This is a genomic window from Oribacterium sp., assembly GCF_057249185.1.
Genome location: NZ_DBHIGR010000006.1, coordinates 1 through 20,436, shown reverse-complemented (window position 1 = coordinate 20,436; position 20,436 = coordinate 1). Strand labels below are relative to the sequence as shown.

At 43.6% G+C, this 20,436-nt stretch carries 16 protein-coding genes; all 16 read left to right on the top strand.

The genetic code is table 11. The features are described 5' to 3' along the window. Positions 1-110: 110 nt before the first annotated feature. Positions 111-662 (top strand): signal peptidase II, encoded by a 552-nt coding sequence (locus tag ACO4PX_RS00805; protein ID WP_314668982.1) that lies wholly within the window; start codon positions 111-113, stop codon positions 660-662. Between the two features lie 181 nt (positions 663-843). Further along, positions 844-2,826, top strand: a complete 1,983-nt coding sequence (locus ACO4PX_RS00800; RefSeq protein WP_007156951.1) for a sodium-translocating pyrophosphatase — start codon at positions 844-846, stop codon at positions 2,824-2,826. Positions 2,827-3,099: 273 nt separating this feature from the next. Further along, a complete protein-coding gene (locus ACO4PX_RS00795; protein ID WP_485570944.1) occupies positions 3,100-4,302 on the top strand; it encodes a dicarboxylate/amino acid:cation symporter in 1,203 nt (400 codons plus the stop codon). Positions 4,303-4,599: 297 nt separating this feature from the next. Further along, on the top strand, positions 4,600-5,268 hold the full coding sequence (gene sdaAB, locus ACO4PX_RS00790; RefSeq protein ID WP_007156949.1) for an L-serine ammonia-lyase, iron-sulfur-dependent subunit beta: 669 nt from the start codon (positions 4,600-4,602) through the stop codon (positions 5,266-5,268). A 165-nt stretch (positions 5,269-5,433) separates the two neighbouring features. Beyond that, positions 5,434-6,315 (top strand): L-serine ammonia-lyase, iron-sulfur-dependent, subunit alpha, encoded by an 882-nt coding sequence (gene sdaAA / locus ACO4PX_RS00785; RefSeq protein ID WP_314833306.1) that lies wholly within the window; start codon positions 5,434-5,436, stop codon positions 6,313-6,315. A gap of 362 nt (positions 6,316-6,677) precedes the next feature. Continuing rightward, positions 6,678-8,150 carry a L,D-transpeptidase family protein gene (locus ACO4PX_RS00780; protein ID WP_485570942.1) on the top strand — a complete coding sequence of 491 codons (1,473 nt, stop codon included), beginning with the start codon at positions 6,678-6,680 and terminating at the stop codon, positions 8,148-8,150. Positions 8,151-8,553: 403 nt separating this feature from the next. Continuing rightward, positions 8,554-9,234, top strand: a complete 681-nt coding sequence (locus ACO4PX_RS00775; protein WP_315369254.1) for a YczE/YyaS/YitT family protein — start codon at positions 8,554-8,556, stop codon at positions 9,232-9,234. 319 nt (positions 9,235-9,553) lie between these two features. Then, positions 9,554-10,195: a C40 family peptidase gene (locus ACO4PX_RS00770; RefSeq protein WP_308579183.1), complete on the top strand. Its 642-nt coding sequence runs from the start codon at positions 9,554-9,556 to the stop codon at positions 10,193-10,195. A gap of 334 nt (positions 10,196-10,529) precedes the next feature. Next, positions 10,530-12,089: a GH25 family lysozyme gene (locus ACO4PX_RS00765; RefSeq protein WP_472469330.1), complete on the top strand. Its 1,560-nt coding sequence runs from the start codon at positions 10,530-10,532 to the stop codon at positions 12,087-12,089. 90 nt (positions 12,090-12,179) lie between these two features. Beyond that, a complete protein-coding gene (locus ACO4PX_RS00760; RefSeq protein WP_485541769.1) occupies positions 12,180-13,544 on the top strand; it encodes an N-acetylmuramoyl-L-alanine amidase family protein in 1,365 nt (454 codons plus the stop codon). Positions 13,545-13,753: 209 nt separating this feature from the next. Beyond that, positions 13,754-14,986 carry a ComEC/Rec2 family competence protein gene (locus ACO4PX_RS00755; RefSeq protein WP_485570939.1) on the top strand — a complete coding sequence of 411 codons (1,233 nt, stop codon included), beginning with the start codon at positions 13,754-13,756 and terminating at the stop codon, positions 14,984-14,986. A gap of 179 nt (positions 14,987-15,165) precedes the next feature. Beyond that, the gene (locus ACO4PX_RS00750; protein ID WP_040649015.1) at positions 15,166-15,450 is read left to right on the top strand and encodes a hypothetical protein; all 285 of its coding nucleotides are present in this window, start codon (positions 15,166-15,168) and stop codon (positions 15,448-15,450) included. A gap of 257 nt (positions 15,451-15,707) precedes the next feature. Continuing rightward, entirely contained in the window at positions 15,708-16,217 is a 510-nt protein-coding gene (locus tag ACO4PX_RS00745; protein ID WP_314833313.1) for a helix-turn-helix transcriptional regulator, read from the top strand. A gap of 62 nt (positions 16,218-16,279) precedes the next feature. Further along, positions 16,280-17,548, top strand: coding sequence for a 23S rRNA (uracil(1939)-C(5))-methyltransferase RlmD (gene rlmD / locus ACO4PX_RS00740; RefSeq protein ID WP_485570937.1), 1,269 nt, complete (start codon positions 16,280-16,282; stop codon positions 17,546-17,548). 30 nt (positions 17,549-17,578) lie between these two features. Continuing rightward, positions 17,579-18,820 (top strand): YkvI family membrane protein, encoded by a 1,242-nt coding sequence (locus tag ACO4PX_RS00735; protein ID WP_314833315.1) that lies wholly within the window; start codon positions 17,579-17,581, stop codon positions 18,818-18,820. Positions 18,821-19,399: 579 nt separating this feature from the next. Further along, a partial coding sequence (locus ACO4PX_RS00730) for a type I restriction-modification system subunit M (protein WP_485570935.1) occupies positions 19,400-20,436 on the top strand: 1,037 nt, incomplete at its 3' end.

The window sequence follows — 20,436 nt, the reverse complement described above, 5'->3', positions numbered from 1 at the left end:
GAATATTGAAAAATAAAAATGACGAAGGTATAAAGAATACAGCAAAGTCAGAATGATGAAGGTGTAGAGAGTAAGAAGGCAAATCTTATAAAAGGATTTAGGGTGAAAAAATGGGAAAGCACGGAGTTTTGTTACGGATATTTAAGCAGTATCATATCGAATGGATTTGGTATCTCAGTAAGGAAATGCGTTATTTAATCTTTTTTGCGGCAGGCATTTTTGCCATTGACCAGCTTTTTAAACATGCCATAGACGAAGAGCCGAAGGAAAACTTTCCCAGAGATTTACCCGGATCAAAAGGTCTTGTGCAGATACGAAGAGCCCATAATCCGGGATTTTCCATGGGAAGACTGGAGAAGTATCCGAAGCTGGTGAAGACCTTGTCCTTACTGGCTACCCTCTTCCTGATTTTTGCCTTGCCTTATATGAGTATTCTTCTGGGGGACGGTTTCTTTTTACAAAAATGGGGTACCGCCATGGTCATCGGCGGAGCTTCCTCCAATACCTATGATCGTCTGATTAAGGGAAAGGTAACGGATTATATCAATGTTCGCGTTTCCTTTTTGAAAAATGCCATTATTAACATAGGGGATATTGCCATTTATTTTGGCGGTATGATTTACGGAATCGGAGTGATTTTCGACCTTTTAAAAAATAAATAGAATTTTGCATAAAAATATAGAACTAAATTGTACGAAAAGAAAAGCATAAATAATAGTGGAATAAATTTCTTTTTTAAAAATAATAGTAGAAAAAACCTAATCATTTTGTTAAAATGGGGAAACAGCAGGAGAAAATCCATGAGTTTTTGACAAAATTTATGGTTTCACGAGGGAGGAAGATATGAATACTATGTTTATGCTGGTGCCCGTATTGGGCGTATTGGGTCTTTTGTTCGCTTTTTTTCAGGCACAGAAGATTCAGAAGGAAGATTCCGGTAACGAGAGGATGAAGGAAATTGCCCATGCGATTGCAGAGGGTGCGCAGGCCTTTCTCTTCGCGGAATACAAGATTCTTCTTTTTTTTGTTTGCAGCCTTTTCCTTTGCATCGGTTTAGGAACAAGAAGCTGGCTTAGCGGAGCGGCGTTCGTCTTTGGTGCTTTGCTTTCCACATTGGCAGGATATTTCGGAATGCGTTCCGCAACCGCAGCCAATGTTCGTACAGCAGAGGCGGCAAGACAGTCCGGAATGAAGAAGGCTTTATCCATTGCCTTTTCCGGCGGTTCCGTAATGGGAATGTCCGTGGCAGGCTTCGGTATTTTCGGTTTGGGACTTTTCTACTACTTCACTAAGGACGTAGGCGTACTTTCCGGATTCTCCCTTGGAGCTTCCAGTATTGCCCTTTTCGCCCGTGTAGGTGGAGGAATCTACACCAAGGCGGCCGACGTTGGAGCAGACCTTGTAGGTAAGGTTGAGGCGGGAATCCCTGAGGATGACCCAAGAAACCCTGCGGTTATTGCGGACAATGTAGGAGATAACGTAGGTGACGTTGCCGGAATGGGCGCTGACCTTTTCGAGTCCTATGTAGGTGCTTTGGTTTCCGCTATGACTTTAGGCGCTCTGGCTTTTCAGGATAAGGGAATTGCCTTCCCACTGCTTCTTGCAGGCCTATCCTTACTGGCTTGTATCTTAGGAAGCTTTTCCGTAGTTATGATTGGTGGAGAGGATCCCAGTAAGGTATTAAAGACTGCCAGCTACTCTGCTGCAGTGGCAGTTATTGTTTTTGCTTTTGGACTTTCCAATTATTTCTTCGGAGATTTCCATGCGGCTTTGGCTGTTACAGCAGGATTGATTGCAGGATTATGCATCGGTGCCATTACCGAGTATTACACATCCTCCAGCTATGCTCCTGTAAAAGAAATTGCGAAGCAGTCTGAAACCGGATCCGCTACCAATATCATTTCCGGTATGGCTATCGGAATGCGCTCTACAGCTATTCCTATTTTGTTGATTTCCGTAGCAATTTTTGTATCCTTCAGTCTTTTAGGACTTTACGGTATTGCTTTATCCGCTGTGGGTATGCTTTCCACAACAGCAATCACCGTTGCGGTAGATGCTTACGGCCCCATCGCGGACAATGCCGGCGGTATTGCGGAGATGGCAGGTCTGGAAGAAGGTGTTCGTAAGATTACCGACCAGCTGGATGCTGTAGGAAATACAACAGCAGCTATGGGTAAGGGATTTGCTATCGGTTCCGCAGCCTTAACAGCTCTTGCATTATTTGCTTCCTATGCAGAAGCTGTACAGTTAAAGAGCATCAATGTTTTGGACAGTAGGGTATGTATCGGACTCTTTATCGGTGCTATGCTTCCCTTCCTTTTCTCTGCATTTACCATGAGCTCTGTAAGTAAGGCAGCCTTTGCCATGATTTCAGAGGTTAGAAGACAGTTTAAAGAGAAGCCGGGCATTATGGCAGGAACAGATAAGCCTGACTATAAGACCTGCGTAAGTATTTCTACCCGTGCGGCTTTAAGGGAAATGATTGTTCCCGGTGTGCTGGCCGTTATTGCACCGCTGGCTATCGGATTACTTCTCGGTGCAGAGGCTCTTGGCGGACTTTTGGCAGGATCTTTGGTTTCCGGTGTTATGATGGCAATCTTCATGTCCAACTCCGGTGGAGCATGGGACAATGCCAAGAAGTATATCGAAGAAGGACACAACGGCGGAAAGGGTTCTGAGACCCATAAGGCAGCGGTTGTAGGAGATACAGTAGGAGATCCTTTCAAGGATACCTCCGGACCTTCCATCAACATTTTGATTAAGCTGATGACCGTAATCGCATTAGTATTTGCTCCGCTCATTATGACTCTTGGCGGAATTTTATAAAAGTGCTATACTATGAGGAGTATTCTTTATAAGTTTTTTATAAAGAGCAGTCAAAATGGCTAAAAAACTCCGACATTTAAATAAACTTTTGTAAAAAAATTAAAGCAATCTGTAATCCTCTTTGGAGAAGATGAGGAACAGAGTCTTTGAAAAATTCAAAAATTGTCAGATTAGAAAAGCCATTTGTCCGAATTCGGATAGATGGCTTTTGTTTTTAAAGAGTGACTTTGGATGCAGGAGGAGGTTTTAGCAAAACAGAAGAGGAGGATTTATATGAAAATCAAAATTGGCTTAGTGCCAAGACTAATCATTGCCATCATCTTGGGTATTTTGGTTGGTCAGTATTTCCCGTTGTGGTTCTGTAGAGGGATTGTTACCCTTTCAGGCATTTTCAGCAGCTTTTTAAAGTTCGTTATTCCTTTGATGATTCTTGCTTACGTTACCATGGGAATTGCGGATCTGTCTCAAGGAGCAGGGAAGCTCCTCCTGATTACCGTTTGTATCGCATACGGCTCCACTTTGGTTGCCGGAACAGCATCCTATGTGGTATCCAGCAACCTGTTCCCTAGCTTTATGTCTCCGGACGCTCTGGATCAGATTGCAAAGACTGCGGATAATTCCGTTTCCGGATACTTCAGCATTGCTCTTCCCCCATTGCTGGATACTCTTTCTGCAGTGGTTCTGGCCTTTATTTTGGGACTTTGCCTGTCCAACATGAAGGGAAAGGAAATCGGATCTGACCTTTACAATACCATGAAGGATTTCTCCGGTATTATTGATAAGGTATTGCATACCGCCATTATCCCTCTGCTTCCCTTATACATCATGGGAACCTTTGTGGATATGACCTACTCCGGTAAGACCTTTGCGATTTTGAGCATTCTGTGGAAGGTATTCTTAACCGTAATCTGCATGCACTTGATCTACATCACTATCCAGTTCTTTATTGCAGGAACCGTTGCAAAGAAGAATCCGATTACATTGATTAAGAATCAGATTCCGGGTTACACAACTGCCTTAGGAACCCAGTCCTCTGCAGCAACCATTCCGGTAAACCTGGAATGCGCAAAGAAGGACGGTGTTTCCGAGCAGATTCGTAACTTCGTGGTACCTCTTTGTGCCAACATTCACATGTGCGGATCCATGATTACCATCACAGCTTGCGCTACCGCCGTATGTCTTATGAACAACCTTCCGATTTCCATCGGAACCGTTGTACCCTTCATTATGACTCTGGGTATCGCTATGGTGGCAAGCCCCGGTGCTCCCGGCGGATCCATCATGACAGCACTTCCTTTCCTCTATATGATTTTCGGTAAGGAAGCAGGAGATCCCAACGGCCCCATCTGTGCCATCATGGTGGCTTTATACATCACCCAGGACTCCTTCGGAACCGCTTGTAATGTATCCGGAGACAATGCCATCGGTGTTGTAGTCAATGAGATTAACGAAAGACTCTTTGCGAAGAAGGCGTAAAGAATTAACCGCCTGCGAAAGCAAATCTCGAGATACAGAGCTTTTTTGGATTTGGAAATATTTACAAAGAAAATATAAACAAATCATAAGAATTTGAAGAAAAAGGGAGTGTACTTACTATACTCCCTTTTTTTCTATTATTGTTTATGGTATATTTTACTAGGAAATAAAGCAATTTTTAGATAGATTTTGTCGTTTGGAATAAGCGGGGGAGAATCAGAAGTATTGCCCGTTGTTCCCGGATGGAAGAAAATACCGTGTTAAGTTGAAGCTATCATAAAACACAAAGGAGAGCTTATGAACGTTTTTAACATTATCGGTCCGATTATGATCGGGCCAAGCAGTTCCCATACCGCAGGTGCGGTTCGTTTGGGAAGAGTAGTAAACAAGGTGGCAGGCTCGGATGACTTTAAGGAGTTGGACATCGAGCTGTCAGGTTCTTTTGCCAGAACCTACAGAGGGCATGGTACGGACAGAGCTTTGCTTGCCGGAATTATGGGCTATCACAGCTATTCCGAAGAGATTCGGGATGCTTTGCAGATTGCCAAGGATAGGGGAATTGATTATCGTTTCATTGAAAATGATATTCCCGGGGCTCATCCCAATACCGCCCGCATTCATTATGTCCTTCGGAACGGACAGGAGGGTACGGTAGAAGGTGCCAGCATCGGAGGCGGAAATATTCGTGTAGATGTGATTAACGGCCTGAGAGTGGATTTTACCGGAGAAAGCAATACCATTCTGGTTTTGCATCGGGATAAGCCGGGCATGATAGCGTTGGTAACCCAGATTATGTACGATAAATATAAGGATTTGAATATCGGAAACTTCCGTTTAAGCCGTCCGGAAAAGGGTGGAATTGCTTTAATGACCATCGAAATAGACCAGATGCCGCCGGAAGAACTGATGGACGAAATCAATAAGCTTCCCAATGTGGAGAATGCCTTACTGATTCGTGCAATTTAGTGTTCATTCGAGCGCATTTATTATAGCGCATTTATTATAGAGAATTGATTAGATACAGCATTGATTAGATACAGCATTGAATAGATAGAGCATTCATTAGATAAGCTGCGAGACTATTTGGTGGTACATTGGCTACCAAAGAAAGGTCTAGGGCAGGAGGAAAAAATGATTAAATACGATACAATTAAAGAAATATGTGATAAGGCAGAGGCGCGGGGAATCAAAATCAGCGAACTTTGCCTGGAAGACCAGTCAGAGCAGATGGGGCTTCCTAAAGAAGAAATCTATGCCATGATGGAGAAGAATTTCGATGTGATGGTGGAATCCGTTGGAAAGGGAGGGGATAAGAACCTCCGTTCCACTTCCGGGCTTACCGGAGGAGAGGGAGCAACCATGCTGGAGTATTCTCAGAAAGCTCAAGGCGGTTTGATGGGAGAGTTTATGACCAAGGCTATCGGCAGGGCGATGTGCGTGTCCAACTGTAATGCAGCCATGGGAAGAATTGTGGCAACCCCTACTGCCGGATCCTGCGGAATCTTGCCGGGCTGTCTGGTTTCCATGTATCAGGACAAGGGCTATAATAAGAAAGATATCGTGATGTCTATCTTTACTGCAGCGGCTTTCGGTATGGTCATTGCCAAGCAGGCCTCCATTGCGGGAGCTGAGGGAGGATGCCAGGCGGAGTGCGGTTCCGCTTCCGGTATGGCAGCAGCATCTTTGGTGGAGCTTATGGGGGGGAGTCCCAAGGCTTGCGGAGATGCTTTAGGAATGTCCCTGGTGAACCAGATGGGCCTGGTTTGTGATCCGGTGGCAGGCCTTGTGGAAATCCCCTGTGTAAAAAGAAACGTATCCGGAGTAGTGATTGCTTTCTCCTCTGCGGATATGGCCTTGGCAGGAGTAGAGCTGAAGATTCCTGTAGATGAATGTATTGCGGCGATGAAGTCGGTAGGAGACAGCATGTCCAGCGCCTTGAAGGAAACCGCCATGGGCGGCTTGGCAGCCAGCCCCACAGGAATTCGTTTAAGAAAAGAAGTCTTCGGAGAATAAGCAATAGGGGCTATAAAATCAGAATAGTTTTTCTACGCAATATAGGTCTAAAATTGGGGCACGCTACCGCTAGCCTCGCCCTGCAGCGGATACTAAGCGAAAAACTGCAGTACCTTTGTTTTTCGCAAGTACCGGCGGGCTCAGACTACCCCTTATTTAGACCTATATTGCATAGTTAATTCTATTTATTCAGATTTTATAGTCCCTAATTGCTTCTTTTTAAACTATAGGGAAGAAGTGTTGAATTTTTATCGCCCCTATTGCTTTTATTTATGGAGATTTCTTTTTTCTTAAGACTTATTCCTTTCTACTTTTCTGACTAGCCAAGGGGAGGCCTAAGGCGTACAATAGGAAGCACTAACATGAAAAGAGAGGAAAATGAGGACATGGCGATAAATGCACAGAAGAAAATACTACCGACAGCAACAAAGCAGACAGGAAGAAGGGAAAGAAGCTTAAAAAGCAATTATTTTCAAAAAATTGCCCTTGGGCTTCTTTTTTCCGGAATTTTGACATTTTCTCATACCGGGAAAAGTTTTGCACTGGATCGTTTTCTGACGGGAACCTATGGAAACGGCATTCCCATCGGGGGAAAGACTGTAGAGGAGGCCAAGGCCTATCTAGAAGGAGCCTATAGTCAGGATTATGTCCTTTATCTTATAGGAAGAGAAAAAACGGAAGAGATTTCCGGAAAGGATATCGGCTATCATTTACAGGCAGCTACCAATCTTCCGGAAATTTTACAGAAGGAAGCGGAAAGTGGAGCCCAGGGAAGCCCGGATCAAAGAATCGATTATTCTTTGGAAGGCAGTACCGCAAGCTATGATACCGTGAAATTGAAAGAAAAACTGGAAGAGCTTTCCATGGTAAAGGATGCCAAGGAGACCAGAACCGCCAGCGTGGTGAAGGAAAACGGAGTCTACACCATTATTCCGGAGCAGGAAGGAAATTCCCTGAACTGGGATAGACTTTGGGCAAGGGTGGAAAGAGCCCTGCAAAGAGGAGAGAACACGATTCAGCTGTCCGATGAGGGAATCTATGATGCCATCACCCAGAGAAAGGCAGATTTAGAGGGCAAGGTTGATGCCATGAATAAGCTTTCCTCTGTGACGATTGTTACCAACATTTTAGGGAATAAGGAAAGCTTGACGGGAGAGCAGCTGCAGGAAATGGTTACCGGCGTGAACGCTTCCGGCTTAAGCTTTGATGAAGATAAGCTTCTGGCTTATGCCCAGTCCTTGGAAAATAAGTACGGAAATCTGGGAAACACCGTATCCTTCCATTCTGCCAGCGGAAAAGACATTGCCATGAATACCCCTTACGGCTTACACATCAATGTGGCGGCGGAAAGGGATGCGTTACGTGCTGCGATTGCCTCTCTGCAAAGTCAGGAGAGAGAACCGGTTTATGTATATCGGCCGGCACAGTATGCTCAGCCCCAGTTTGGAAATACTTTCCTGGAGATTGACCTGGGATTGCAGCATGTGTATTACTATGAAAATGGCGCTTTAACTTGGGAGAGTCCCACAGTAACCGGTATGCTGACAGCGGATCGGGCGACACCAAGCGGTGTATTTTTCCTGAAAGGAAAAGAAACCAACAGAACCCTAAAGGGAAAAATGGTGGACGGAAAGCCGGAATATGAGGCTCCTGTGTCCTATTGGATGCCCTTTAATGGAAACATTGGTTTACATGATGCCACTTGGCGTTCCAAGTTCGGCGGTAACATTTATGTGAAGAACGGTTCCCACGGCTGTATCAACCTGCCGAAGAACAAGGCAGCAGAGCTTTTTGCCAAAATTCAGAAGGGATGCCCGGTAGTGGTTCATCCATAAAAGAAAGATAAGTAAGAAAGTAAGCAAGTCAGTAAGAAAGTCAGTCAATAAGAAAGTCAGTAAGAGTGTAGTTATCGGAGGCTTAGAGCTTTCGCTAACTACACTTTTTTCATCTGTAAAGTAAAGCTGTTAAAAGAAGAAAAGCACTCCTGCTAGTAAGCCTGTATTTCACTTTGCGTTGTTGGGCTTAAGATCAAAAGAAAAATAATGATAAAAATGCTGGATAAAAAAAGGAAAATTCGTTAAGATAATGTCCTTACGAGAAAGTTCAGTGCAGTATGAAATACAGAATATAGAAAAAAAGAAAAGACCTAAGCTTTGGAAAGAAAGTACAGAACTTAGGGAGTAGACAAGGCTTTTGTAGTAGAGTAGAGCATAAAAGTAGTATAGAAAAGGGGTGACTATGCAAACAAAGAATATTATGGTGAGAAGGTATATTGGAATGCTTTTGGGAGTACTGGTAATTTCCATCGGCATCGCCCTGTTTAAGGAGTCTCATTTGGGAAATGACCCGATTTCCGCCTTAAATATGCGTTTGGCGGAAATTTTCGGAATTTCTTTGGGGCAGCAAAACATGATCGCCAATGTGCTGTTTTTCATGGTTCAGCTTGCCTTCGGCCGAAAGTATATCGGTGCGGGAACCTTTGCCAACGGCATTTTGATAGGCTATATCGTGACTTTCTTCTATGAAATATTTACAAAGTACTTCGGATATGCGGAGGAGCAGGGTTTGGCGGTGCAGTTGATTTGGGTAAGCCTTGCGGTGGTGGTAACTTCCTTCGGCGTTTCTCTGTACCAGACAGCGGACCTGGGGGTTGCGCCCTATGATTACCTTTCCTTGGGCTTAAGGGACAAGACCAAGAAGCATTATTACGGATGCAGAATGTTAACAGACGGTTTGGCAGCTCTTGGCACCTTCCTTACCGGAGGATTGGTAGGAATCGGAACCTTGGTTTCCGCCCTTTTCCTGGGACCGATTATTCATTTCTTCGACGTGCATTTTTCCGAGAAGTGGATTGGCTATACCCCAAGCGGTGAAAAGGCGGAAGAAGAGCGGGATTTAGAGAATAAAAGCAAAGAATAAAGAGAGAAGAAAAGTAAAGTTTAAGGGAGATAAAAAGCAAGGAATAAAAAAAGAGAAAAGCATGGAATCAAAGAAAAGAAAAATTGTTATGAAGAAATTTACTTATGACTAAAAAAATGGAACCATTTTACCAAAGAGGCGTAAAAATGCTTCCAAAATAAGAAAATGTCAGAATTTCGTAAAAAACACGGGATGAAAATGTAAAAACACTAGGCAGTTTTGTAAGAATGCGTTAGTGAATCTTCATCTTGTGTTTTTATTTTCGCCACATTTTCTCCCTAAAATGGCAAACTGTAACACAAACCATAAAGGAGAGTTTATGCAGGACGCGAATTTTACAGTAAAGAACAATAGAACAGAAGAGGGAAATTCCGTAAACGGGAATTTAGGAAAAGCGAATCGGAAAGGAATGAGAAGAAGCGCTCTTAAATTTGGGAAAAAAGGCTTAGCCCTTGCCCTTGCTCTGATGAGTTTGAGCATGAGTACTGCTTTCACTGCTTCCGCAAGTCCAAAGGAAGAGGAGCTTTTGGTATTTTCCGAGGAGGGTGCTATCATTTCTCAGGAGGATCAGTCCACTACTTTATTTTCCGACGATGTTTTGGTGGGAGATACTGTCAGCAGAAGTCAGCAGATTGTAGATTATGCAACCCAGTATATCGGCAGACCTTATCGCTACGGCGGAGTAAGCCTTCTTCACGGATCGGACTGTTCCGGCTTCTTAATGGGAATCTTCGGACACTTCGGCATCGGCCTTCCCCATTCCTCTGCAGAGATTGGAACCATGGGAACCAATGTGGGCTCTTTGGCAAATGCGATTCCCGGTGATGTTTTGGCTTATGCAGGCCATGTAGGAATCTATTTAGGAAACGGAAGAATGCTTTCCGCATTGAATTCCCGCTCCGGTGTAACCATTGAATCTGCAACCTACAAGCCTATAAAATCCATTAGAAGGTTCGTATAAAAATATTTTTCTTTAAAAAATAAGAAAATCGCTTATACTCTATATCATACCGCCGATATTACTATCACAAGGATAAAATTCCTAAGAAAATTATCCCTCAAATAGTTATCAAGTTCTCCTAGTAGAATGTGTGTGATAAAAAAGTCCACGAAAGTGGCAAATGCGGCAAAAAGCCCCGGAATGCTGAGCTTATCAGCGTCCCGGGGCTTTTTGTATCCGGATATTTTCGGAAACTCTTACTGAATTCTGAAAAACTCTTACAGTTCTATGGACGGTATTGCATTTGCCCTTGAAAAGCTGATAAGCTAACGAAGTTAAAGATGATGGAGGAAGTATGGAATTTCAGAAGAAAGGGCGAAGAGTCGCCGTCCTGACCGTCCTGTCGTTAAGCCTGCTTTTTGGACAAAGCGTAAGCTATGCCGCGGGCCCCGGGGACAGTCTGGGAAAAAATGCAGGGAACAGCACAGGAAGCAGTACGTCAAGCAGTACCAACAATTTGAGCCAGAGCAACAGCTCCTCTTCGGGGGCTTTAGATTACTCCGGCTGGTACGGTTATACCAACGCGGACGGCTCCGATTTAAAGTATCTGGAGAAGGGAACCGAGGTTTCCAAGTTCCAGAATGAAAACGGTCCCATTGATTGGGATGCGGCGAAGAAGGACGGATTGGACTTTGTCATGATTCGTATCGCCTACGGCACCAAGGAAGACGCCTATTTTGATGAGAACGTAAAGGGCGCTCAGAAGGCCGGTATTAAGGTGGGAGCCTACCTTTGCTCCACAGCGAAAAATATGGACGATGCCTTGGCAGAGGCCAAGCTTACCGTAAAGAAGATTAAGCCCTATAAGTTTGAATATCCGGTAGCCTATGACCTGGAGGTCGGCTCCATGCTTTCCGACGGCCTTACGAAGGAAGGGCTTACCGCCATGACCAACGCCTACTGTAAGAGGGTGAAGGATGCGGGATTTATTCCTATGGTCTATGCCAATAAAACCTGGCTGACCAAACACATGAATTTATCGGATTTACCCTATGATGTGTGGTTTGCGGCCTATCCCTTGGATCGGGTGTATCGTCCGGTAGAGGGAAGTACCACCACCATTTGGCAGTCCAGTGAAAAGGGTGTGGTGCGAGGCATCAAAGGACTGGTTACCACGGAATTTTCCTGGAAGGCTTACGGCGGAGGCAATCCTTCCGAGAAAAATGCCGGAAAGTCCGGCAGTGCTTCCGGGAACAGCTCCAACAATGGCGGAAATTCTTCTAATAATTCCTCCGATAACGGAAAGAACAGCAATAATTCCAATAACGGAAATTCCGGAAAGAATGGCGGTAATAAGAACGGCAACAATTCCGGCGGTGCTTCCGGAAATAACTCTTCCAATGGAGGCAACACAAGCCTGAATAAGGAAGAAAACAGTACCATCAGCACCGGCGGACCTACAGCAGAGTCTCAGACTTCCGTGGAAAACGGTTGGGTACAAAGCACTCCCGGAAAGTGGCAGTATAAGGAAAATGGAAAGGCTGTCACCGGCTGGAAAAAGGTATCGGATAAGTGGTACTTTATGAATTCCGACGGCAATATGCAGACCGGCTGGGTGAAGGATCAAAGCAGCTGGTATTTCTTAGATGACCAGGGGGCAATGCGAAGCGGCTGGATCAAAGATAACGGAAACTGGTACTTCCTGAAGGACAGCGGGGCAATGGCCAAGAACTGGCAGAAGGTCTCCGGAAAATGGTATTGGCTTTCCGAGGACGGCGCGATGCGAACGGGCTGGAGAAATCTCAATAATGTATGGTATTATATGGAAGATTCCGGCGCGATGGTAGCGGATACCACGAGAAACATTAACGGAGTGGACTATCGTTTTGACGCCTCCGGTGCATGGCTTCCCTAAAGATAATACAATGTCCTACTATCGCCGATGAAGATAAGGGAAAGTAAGGCTTCTCAATATGAGAATAAAAATAAGAAAGAGGAGAATACTATGCTAAAGAAAAAAGAAAGCATTTTCAAAACAGCAGGAAAGAAGGCTCTGGTTTTGGGGCTGGCAATGTGTGCTTTATGGAGCATTCCTGCATTTGCGGAGGATAAGCCGGTAAGCCGTGTGCAGATCGACATCAGCCCCAGTGAAGATTTGGAGCTGGAGTCCGGTAAGACTTATGCCAAGCCTGAGGCTGTGGCTATGGACAGCGGCTACGAGGTTTCCGGATTTTCCATTGACGGAAAGAATCAGGGCTCTCCCAAGAAGCCCTATACCTATACCATTTCCGTGAAGGCGGAGGGGGGAAATGTCTTTGACGACAATACCGTGGTAGAGGTTCGAGGCGCTTATGAAATGGCGGTAACCGAGAAATCCAAGACAAGCATTAAGCTTAAGGCAAATGCCTATCCCTTCACCATTTTGAAGGAGCCGACAAACTTTACCCAGGACGGAACTTTGATTCGTTGGGGAAAGGTGGATTACGCTTCCGGCTATGATGTAGTGATTTACTACACCACCAAAAACGGAGACGACAAGGTAGCAAAGAAGTCCGTAAACGGTACCAGCATTAACGTGAAGTCCTATTCCGAAAACGGAAAGGAATTTGACCATATCGCCGTAAGAGCCAAGTATGACAAGAAGGATGATTTGGCGCAGTATATTGCGGATTCACAGTATGTGGAGCCCTCCGGTGATGTGGACGGAGAGTATTCCGATGACGGCTACATTTTCAACCTGATTACCCTGAAAGCAAAGGGCATCAGCAAGGGAAGCTTTAAGGAATACAGTGCCAAGAAAAAGAAGAAGACTGCAGCAGAGAAGGCTAAGGACAATAAGAAGAGACCTTCCAATGACTACTATGGAAATACCGAGGATAGCGGTAATGCTTCCGGTGGTCCCTCCGGTGCGGTTTTAGGCTGGAGACAGAACGGAGAAGACTGGTATTTTGAGGAGAACGGTCAGCTTTCCAAGGGCTGGAAGCAGATTAAAGACCAGTGGTATTTCTTCGATGAGGATGGAAAAATGCTTACCGGTTGGAGAAAGATTGGTGAGCAATGGTATTATCTGGATCAAAATGCAGCAAGTGCCGGTGCGATGCTTAGCGGATGGGCATTTTTAAACAATCAGTGGTACTACTTGGAGCCAAAGGCCGAGGGACAGGGAAAGATGCTCACCGGGTGGCAGGAAATCAACGGACAGTGGTACTATTTCCAGCCGGAGAACGGTGCAATGCTCAGCGGATGGCAGAATATCGGAGATAAGTGGTATTTCCTGAATGTGAATAAGGAAGGGGTTCCCGCAGGCGCTATGCTGAAGGATACCGTACAGGATGGCTACACCATCAACGGGGAAGGTGTTCGGCAGTAAGCAAAACGGTTTTGGAAGCATGCTGTTTGAGACAGATAGGGAAAATTCTTGCTTTTTATGAGGAAGGATTTGTAACCTTTGGGAGAGATAATCTGTCTACGTAAAAGAGACTATTTTCGATATGTTTGCGGCCCTTATGGCAAAAGAGTATAGCTTGACGGTGGCAGCAAAGGAGAATTCAAGTTTTGCATGGCAAAGGAGTTATTAAAATGAAGAAAAAAGCTTTAGCAGTGGCATTGTTATTAAGTGGAACTTTGGCTTTCCACGGACAGGCTTTTGCGGATGAGTACAGTAACGGTACCATTCAGGGAGAAGCGCTTCCCAACGTGGTTCATGGCGTAAATCAACAGGCTTCCGGAACCCCCAAGGCACCCTGGCAGGATGCTTCCTTAACCCAGGCGGCTCAGGCAGCAAATACCGGTAACACGGGAAATAACGGTAACGGAAACAACGGCACAGGAAGTAATGCTTCAGTGTCCAACAGCTCCTCCAATACAGGAAGTTCCTCCGAGAGCAGTACCCAGGGCGCTACTACAAGTAATGCTCCTTTAAATGTGCAAAACGGCAGCTCTACCCCAACTTATACCGACAGTACCATCGGTTTGGGCGGCGCCAGCATTACCATGATTAAGGGAGAGCAAAGCGGACAGCAGATTTCCATTGTAATTGAGAGCAATGACGGCAGCTTAATCGTAGTGGACGGTGGTTTAAAGACCAATGCTCCCTACCTTGCAAAATACATTAAGGACAGAGGGGGAAAGGTAGCAGCTTGGCTCCTTACCCATCCTCATGAAGACCATGTAGGTGCCCTTGCGGTAATCCTTGAGCAGCAGAAGAAGGAAGGTCATCCGGATTATTACAACATTGACCCGGGACAGATTTACTACGGCTTTGCGCCATTAGCCTTCTATGAGCAGTATGAGCCGGCTCACCGTATTCCCATGATGAAGGAAATTATGGAAGATCTGGCCCAGTACGACAGTGCAAAGCGCCATGAAAGCTCCCCTGCAGGAACCAGTTTCACCTATGGCAATGTGGCGGTAGAGGTTTTGAACACTCCTTATTCCATTCCTATCGACTCAGGAAACAACAGTTCCGTTTGCTATATGATTACCATTAACGGAAAGAAGCTTCTGATTACCGGAGACCTTCCCTATGAAGCGGCAGGGAAACTGATGGAAGAAAGAGGTGCCGATAAGCTTAAGGCGGATATCGTGCAGATGGCTCATCACGGACAGCACGGCGGATCCTTTGCCTTCTATAGTGCGGTACATCCCAGATATGCTTTATGGCCCAGCTCTCAGGAACTTTGGAACAAACGTAAGGATGCCTTCACTGAAGATCAGGAAAGCTATACCGTGGCTTTGACCAAATTCTGGATGAATAAGCTGGGTGTGGAGAAGAACTTCGTTATGGCGGATGGAAACTGGGTACTGAAGTAAGGTGGAAAAGCCCTGTGCCCATAAAGAAAAAGTGCTGTATCCTAAAGAAATAGTTATGTACCGTTGAAGAGAAAAAGCCTCGTATCCTTAGAAAAAGCTTCGTATCCTTAGAGAAGACTTGCTTTTTTACCCAAGAATCTTTATACTTAAGAGAAAGTTTTTGGGGAAAGGATAAAAATATGGAACAGTGGAATGTAGAAGCTTTCAGAGATAGAGCTAAGAAGTTCACAGAAGATGCAAGAGCATTAAGCAATGATTTTCAATATGCCATTGGCTTAAGAGAGAAGCAGAAAGAAGGAGAAGATATGAAGAAAAAGATTTGTACCGTACTGGCCATCATCGGTGGAATCATCGCTTTTTGCGGATTGGCTTACGGCGTATATCGTTTGCTTGCTCCGGATTATCTGGAGGATTACGAAGACTACGATGATTTAGAGGATGAAGATTATCTGGAAGAGGAATAATCTTATTGCATAGTGCTTTGTGTGAAAGAAAAAGAGGCAGTAGCCTCTTTTTTTTATACAGAGCTTGGTGGTGGTTGAAGATTTTGACATTCGATTCATTTTAGAGTGCAATATTTAAAGTGCGGCCTTTTTTACGTTTAAACGTTGAAAAAACATCGTGAATAAATGATTAGAGAAACATAAAATGAACAAAATGCACCAAAAATGGTGCAAATAATAGCATTTTATGCTATACTAAGAAAAAATAAGGAGGTCTTATGATAGGAGAAAATATTCGAAAGCTTAGACATACACAGGGACTTACCCAACCTGAGTTTGCGGAAAGAATAGGTGTTTCTCGCAATAGCTTAAGTCGATATGAAAATGGAAGTAGTCCTATTTCAACGGATATTATTGATCGTATTTGCCAAGCGTTTCAAGTTTCTTATAGAGAAATAGTAGGAGAAGAAAAGATGATTAATCCACTGGAAGAATACCAACTAAGCTCCAAAATAGATTTATTTAAAGAGCGGGCAGCATCTATTCTGGCCAGACTATACCATTTTCAAGATAAACATGCCATAGCATTTGATGATGAGAAAAATCCATGGGTTTTACTGGGAGATGATTTGTCTATGATTTTACAAGATAAAATCTATACTATTCAGAGCATCGAAGAGCTAGAACGATATCAGGGATATTTGGATGGCATTGAAAGAATGTTGGATTTGGCGGAACAACAGAAAGGCCGAAGGAAGATTAAAACTGTTACAGGAACGAAATGGTAATACAGGAGAAGAGTAGAGGAATTTTCCTTTAAAAAAGGGTCAAAAGAAAGAGGTCAGGAGATATGGCAAAAGAAAATACAAATAGCAAAATAGAGGAGGCTGTGCAGCAGCAGGAAAAACACTGGTGCCAAAATCAGGATCGTTGCGGCGGCTGCTTTTATCAGGAAATTCCCTATGAAGAGGAAGTGGAGAAAAAGGAGCGGGAGATTCGAGACTTATTTGATCCGGTGATTCAGGGAAACTATCTTTTTGAGGGCATCATTTCTTCTCCAAAGAAAGAAGCCTACCGTAATAAGATGGAATTTTCCTTTGGGGATCAGGAAAAGGATGGCCCCCTTTGCTTGGGATTGCACCAAAAAAGAAGCTTTTTCAACATTTTAAATACGGAAGACTGCCGCCTGCCCCATCCGGATATGGGAGAGATTTTATTGGCTACAAGACTGTATTTTCAAGAGCAGGGACTTGGCTATTATCACAAAAAGCGCCATGAGGGCTATCTTCGCCATCTCTTAATCAGAAGGGCGGAGAAGACGGGAGAGATTTTACTCTCTCTGGTGCATAGTACCCAGCTTCCTGCCGAAGAGGAAGAAAAGATTTTAAGCGGCTGGAGAGATAGACTGCTTTCCTTGGAAAAGGAAGGAAAGTTGGAAGGTAGCTATGCGGGCATTTTACATACGAAAAATGACAGCTTGGCGGATGCAGTCATTAACGACGGAACAGAGGCTCTCTACGGAAAAGATTATTTTTATGAGGAGCTTTTAGGTTTAAACTTTAAAATCACGCCATTTTCCTTCTTCCAAACCAATACCCTGGGTGCAGAAAAGCTCTATGCTAAGGTACAGGAGTACTCCAGCTTTTCCGAAAATGCAGAGGAAAAGCCTGTGATTTACGACCTTTATTCCGGAACCGGCACCATTACCCAGCTGATGAGTAAGGTGGCAAAGCAGGCCATCGGGGTGGAAATCGTGGAAGAGGCAGTGGATGCCGCCAAGGAAAATGCCAAGGAAAATCAGGTGAAGAACTGTATCTTCTATGCCGGAGATGTGCTGAAGGTACTGGAGGCAGGGCAGGGAGCGACTGAGCTTCCCTATCCGGACTTTATTATTGTGGATCCTCCAAGAGACGGAATGCATAAGAAGGCCTTGGAAAAAATCATTTCCTACGGGGTGAAGCGACTGGTCTATGTGGCTTGTAAGCCAAAGAGCCTGGCAAGAGACTTGGAAGCTTTACAAAATGACGGATATAAGGTACAAAAGTTATGTGCTGTAGACATGTTTCCCAGAACCAATAATTGCGAGGTGGTGGCGTTGTTGGAGAAAGAGGAATCGTAGTTTGTATATATAGTAGTAAGGAGAGAAAAGGTGTTAAAAAGAATTTTAAATATTTCATTGGCTTATGTTGGAGTTGTTATTGGTGCCGGATTATCCTCCGGTCAGGACTTGATGCAATACTTTGTCAGTTTTGGTAAGTGGGGGATTATAGGAACCATTGTTCTTGGTATCATAAGTGTAGTTTTTGGTAAAATTATCATTACGCTAGGCAGTTATTTCCGATCTAATGATCACTCTGAAGTTCTTTCACAAATAGCCGGACCGATTACGAATAAAATCCTTGATATAGCTTTAATCGTTTCTTGCTTTGTAGTCGGTTTAGTTATGATTGCCGGAGCCGGTTCAAACCTTAATCAGCAGTTCGGTCTCCCATTTTGGGCAGGAGGATTGTTGTGTGCTGCACTAATAATCATTGTCAGCTTTCTTGATTTCGAAAAAATTACTGGTGTACTTGGGATATTTACACCCATAGTTTTTATCATGATTATAATTATTGCAGTCCACACTTTTACAAATCGGAGCTTTGATTTCGATGAATTAGAAGCAATTTCAGCCACAATCCCTAGTCCAATGCCAAATGTATGGATTTCTTTACTAAATTATTTTGCACTTGCGGTAATGACGGCAGTCCCCATGGCTTTTGTACTAGGCGGATCCATTATGAGGATTGGTGTGGCAGAGAAAAGCGGTATTTTGGGCGGTCTTGGTGTTAGCATTATTATTACTGTTGTAACTTGTGTCTTATATGCAAATGTTAAACTAGCTTCTACAGTTGATATGCCCATGTTAGCAATCGCTGAACAGATTCACCCCATTTTTTCGCTAATATATGCTTTTGTCATCTATGGGCTAATTTTTAATACAGCTTTCAGCTTATTCTATGCATTGGCAAAACGCTTCTCTTCCGACAATCCTAAGCGTTTCTATCCCATTTTGATTGGTACTGTAGTAATAGGATATGCGTTATCCTTTATGGGCTTTAAAGAATTAGTGTCTATTATGTATCCAATTTTGGGATATATTGGCTTTGTGATGCTTGCGATATTAACTATTGCATGGATAAAAGAAAAATCAAATATAAAAGGCGAGAAATTTTTAAGACGTAAAATGATACGATTGATTACTAAGAAATATGATGATAATCAAGATTATACAATTAAAGATAAAGAAAAATTTCATCAGCTGGGCGAAGATTCAATTGTTGATACGCAGAGTATTAAGAGTGATATTAAGGATCTTATTAAAGAGGAATTTAACGATGATACAAGATAAATGATGGAGGGTTTTGTGCGTTGAGTATGGTTTTTTCATACTCTCTAAAAATGCAGCAATACGCAAAAATTTTATGAGTATAATTGATTTGATCCACGAATAGGAGTACAACTTACTCGTTATAAAAATGCGTATTGCCGCAAAAATTTTACAAATATAAAGGCACGAGATGATTATTGAACGTAAGATTTACATAGAATTTCTTATTAGATCCGGAATCGTTAGAAAAATAAGAAAATAAAAGATGAGGAATAAATTGTATCCTCAATCAAGCAACGAGCTTGAAACTTTGTGTTTCTATACTAGTGACAATGAATTGTGAAGTGGTGGCGCTGCTGGCGAAGGAGGAATCGTAGAAATACTTCGTTTAAGGCAGTTTTACAAGTATTTTGACCTTGTGGAAGATGCTGATGGAGGAAGAAGAAAAGATTCTGAAAATTTCATATAAATGGTGAGAAAAGGCGATGGTGTGAACTGTCGTCTTTTTTACTTATAAATTTTAGAAAGATGAAGTTATCATTTGATTTTTTTACTTTTTCATGACAAACTATTCAGAGAACGAAAAGGAGAGGGAAAAGCATGATTGATACAAAGAAGGAGAAGGAGCGTGAAGAACTGCATCGTGCGATATGGGCAATCGCTGATGAGCTCCGTGGTGCTGTGGATGGTTGGGATTTTAAGAACTATGTCCTTGGAACCATGTTTTACCGCTATATTTCTGAAAATCTAACAAACTATATCAATTCCGGTGAACAGGAAGCCGGAAACATTGATTTTGATTATGCCAAAATGTCCGACGTCGATGCAGAAGAAGCTCGCGAGGGATTGGTAGAAGAAAAAGGATTTTTTATTCTTCCTTCGGAGCTTTTCTGTAATGTAAACAAGGAATCCGACAATGACGAAAATCTGAATGAAACCTTGGAGCGTGTATTTAACCATATCGAAAGCTCTGCAATAGGATCATCTTCTGAAAGCAGTTTTGCCGGATTGTTTGATGATTTTGATGTGAACAGCAACAAGCTTGGCTCTACTGTTGCAAAGAGAAATGAACGACTTGCAAAACTTCTGCATGGTGTAGCAAATATGAATCTTGGGGATGTGAAGGAACATGATATTGATGCCTTTGGCGATGCTTATGAATATCTGATGACCATGTACGCATCCGGTGCAGGAAAATCCGGCGGCGAGTTTTTTACCCCTGCTGATGTTTCCGAATTGCTTACCAGGCTTGGTACGGTAGGCAAGACGGAAATCAATAAAGTCTATGATCCTGCCTGCGGCTCAGGCTCTTTGCTTCTGAAAGCGGAAAAGGTTTTGGGCAGAGATGCTGTCAGAAATGGCTTTTATGGACAGGAAATCAATATCACCACATATAACCTCTGCCGTATCAATATGTTCCTGCACGATATTGGTTTTGATCAGTTTGACATTGCCTGCGAGGACACTTTGACTGTGCCGCAGCACTGGGACGATGAACCCTTTGAGCTGATTGTTTCCAATCCTCCCTATTCCATCAAGTGGGCCGGCGATGATAACCCGCTTCTGATTAATGACCCTCGTTTTTCTCCTGCCGGCGTTCTTGCACCGAAATCGAAAGCAGACCTTGCCTTTATCAT

Bases quoted from the DNA above. Each gene is read 5' to 3' on its own strand.
- ACO4PX_RS00780 (WP_485570942.1), top strand. From the start codon at position 6,678: ATGAAAAGAGAGGAAAATGAGGACATGGCGATAAATGCACAGAAGAAA.
- ACO4PX_RS00755 (WP_485570939.1), top strand. From the start codon at position 13,754: ATGAAGAAAAAAGCTTTAGCAGTGGCATTGTTATTAAGTGGAACTTTG.
- ACO4PX_RS00750 (WP_040649015.1), top strand. From the start codon at position 15,166: ATGGAACAGTGGAATGTAGAAGCTTTCAGAGATAGAGCTAAGAAGTTC.
- ACO4PX_RS00805 (WP_314668982.1), top strand. From the start codon at position 111: ATGGGAAAGCACGGAGTTTTGTTACGGATATTTAAGCAGTATCATATC.
- ACO4PX_RS00800 (WP_007156951.1), top strand. From the start codon at position 844: ATGAATACTATGTTTATGCTGGTGCCCGTATTGGGCGTATTGGGTCTT.
- sdaAA (WP_314833306.1), top strand. From the start codon at position 5,434: ATGATTAAATACGATACAATTAAAGAAATATGTGATAAGGCAGAGGCG.
- ACO4PX_RS00765 (WP_472469330.1), top strand. From the start codon at position 10,530: ATGGAATTTCAGAAGAAAGGGCGAAGAGTCGCCGTCCTGACCGTCCTG.
- ACO4PX_RS00795 (WP_485570944.1), top strand. From the start codon at position 3,100: ATGAAAATCAAAATTGGCTTAGTGCCAAGACTAATCATTGCCATCATC.
- ACO4PX_RS00760 (WP_485541769.1), top strand. From the start codon at position 12,180: ATGCTAAAGAAAAAAGAAAGCATTTTCAAAACAGCAGGAAAGAAGGCT.
- ACO4PX_RS00745 (WP_314833313.1), top strand. From the start codon at position 15,708: ATGATAGGAGAAAATATTCGAAAGCTTAGACATACACAGGGACTTACC.
- ACO4PX_RS00775 (WP_315369254.1), top strand. From the start codon at position 8,554: ATGCAAACAAAGAATATTATGGTGAGAAGGTATATTGGAATGCTTTTG.
- sdaAB (WP_007156949.1), top strand. From the start codon at position 4,600: ATGAACGTTTTTAACATTATCGGTCCGATTATGATCGGGCCAAGCAGT.
- rlmD (WP_485570937.1), top strand. From the start codon at position 16,280: ATGGCAAAAGAAAATACAAATAGCAAAATAGAGGAGGCTGTGCAGCAG.
- ACO4PX_RS00770 (WP_308579183.1), top strand. From the start codon at position 9,554: ATGCAGGACGCGAATTTTACAGTAAAGAACAATAGAACAGAAGAGGGA.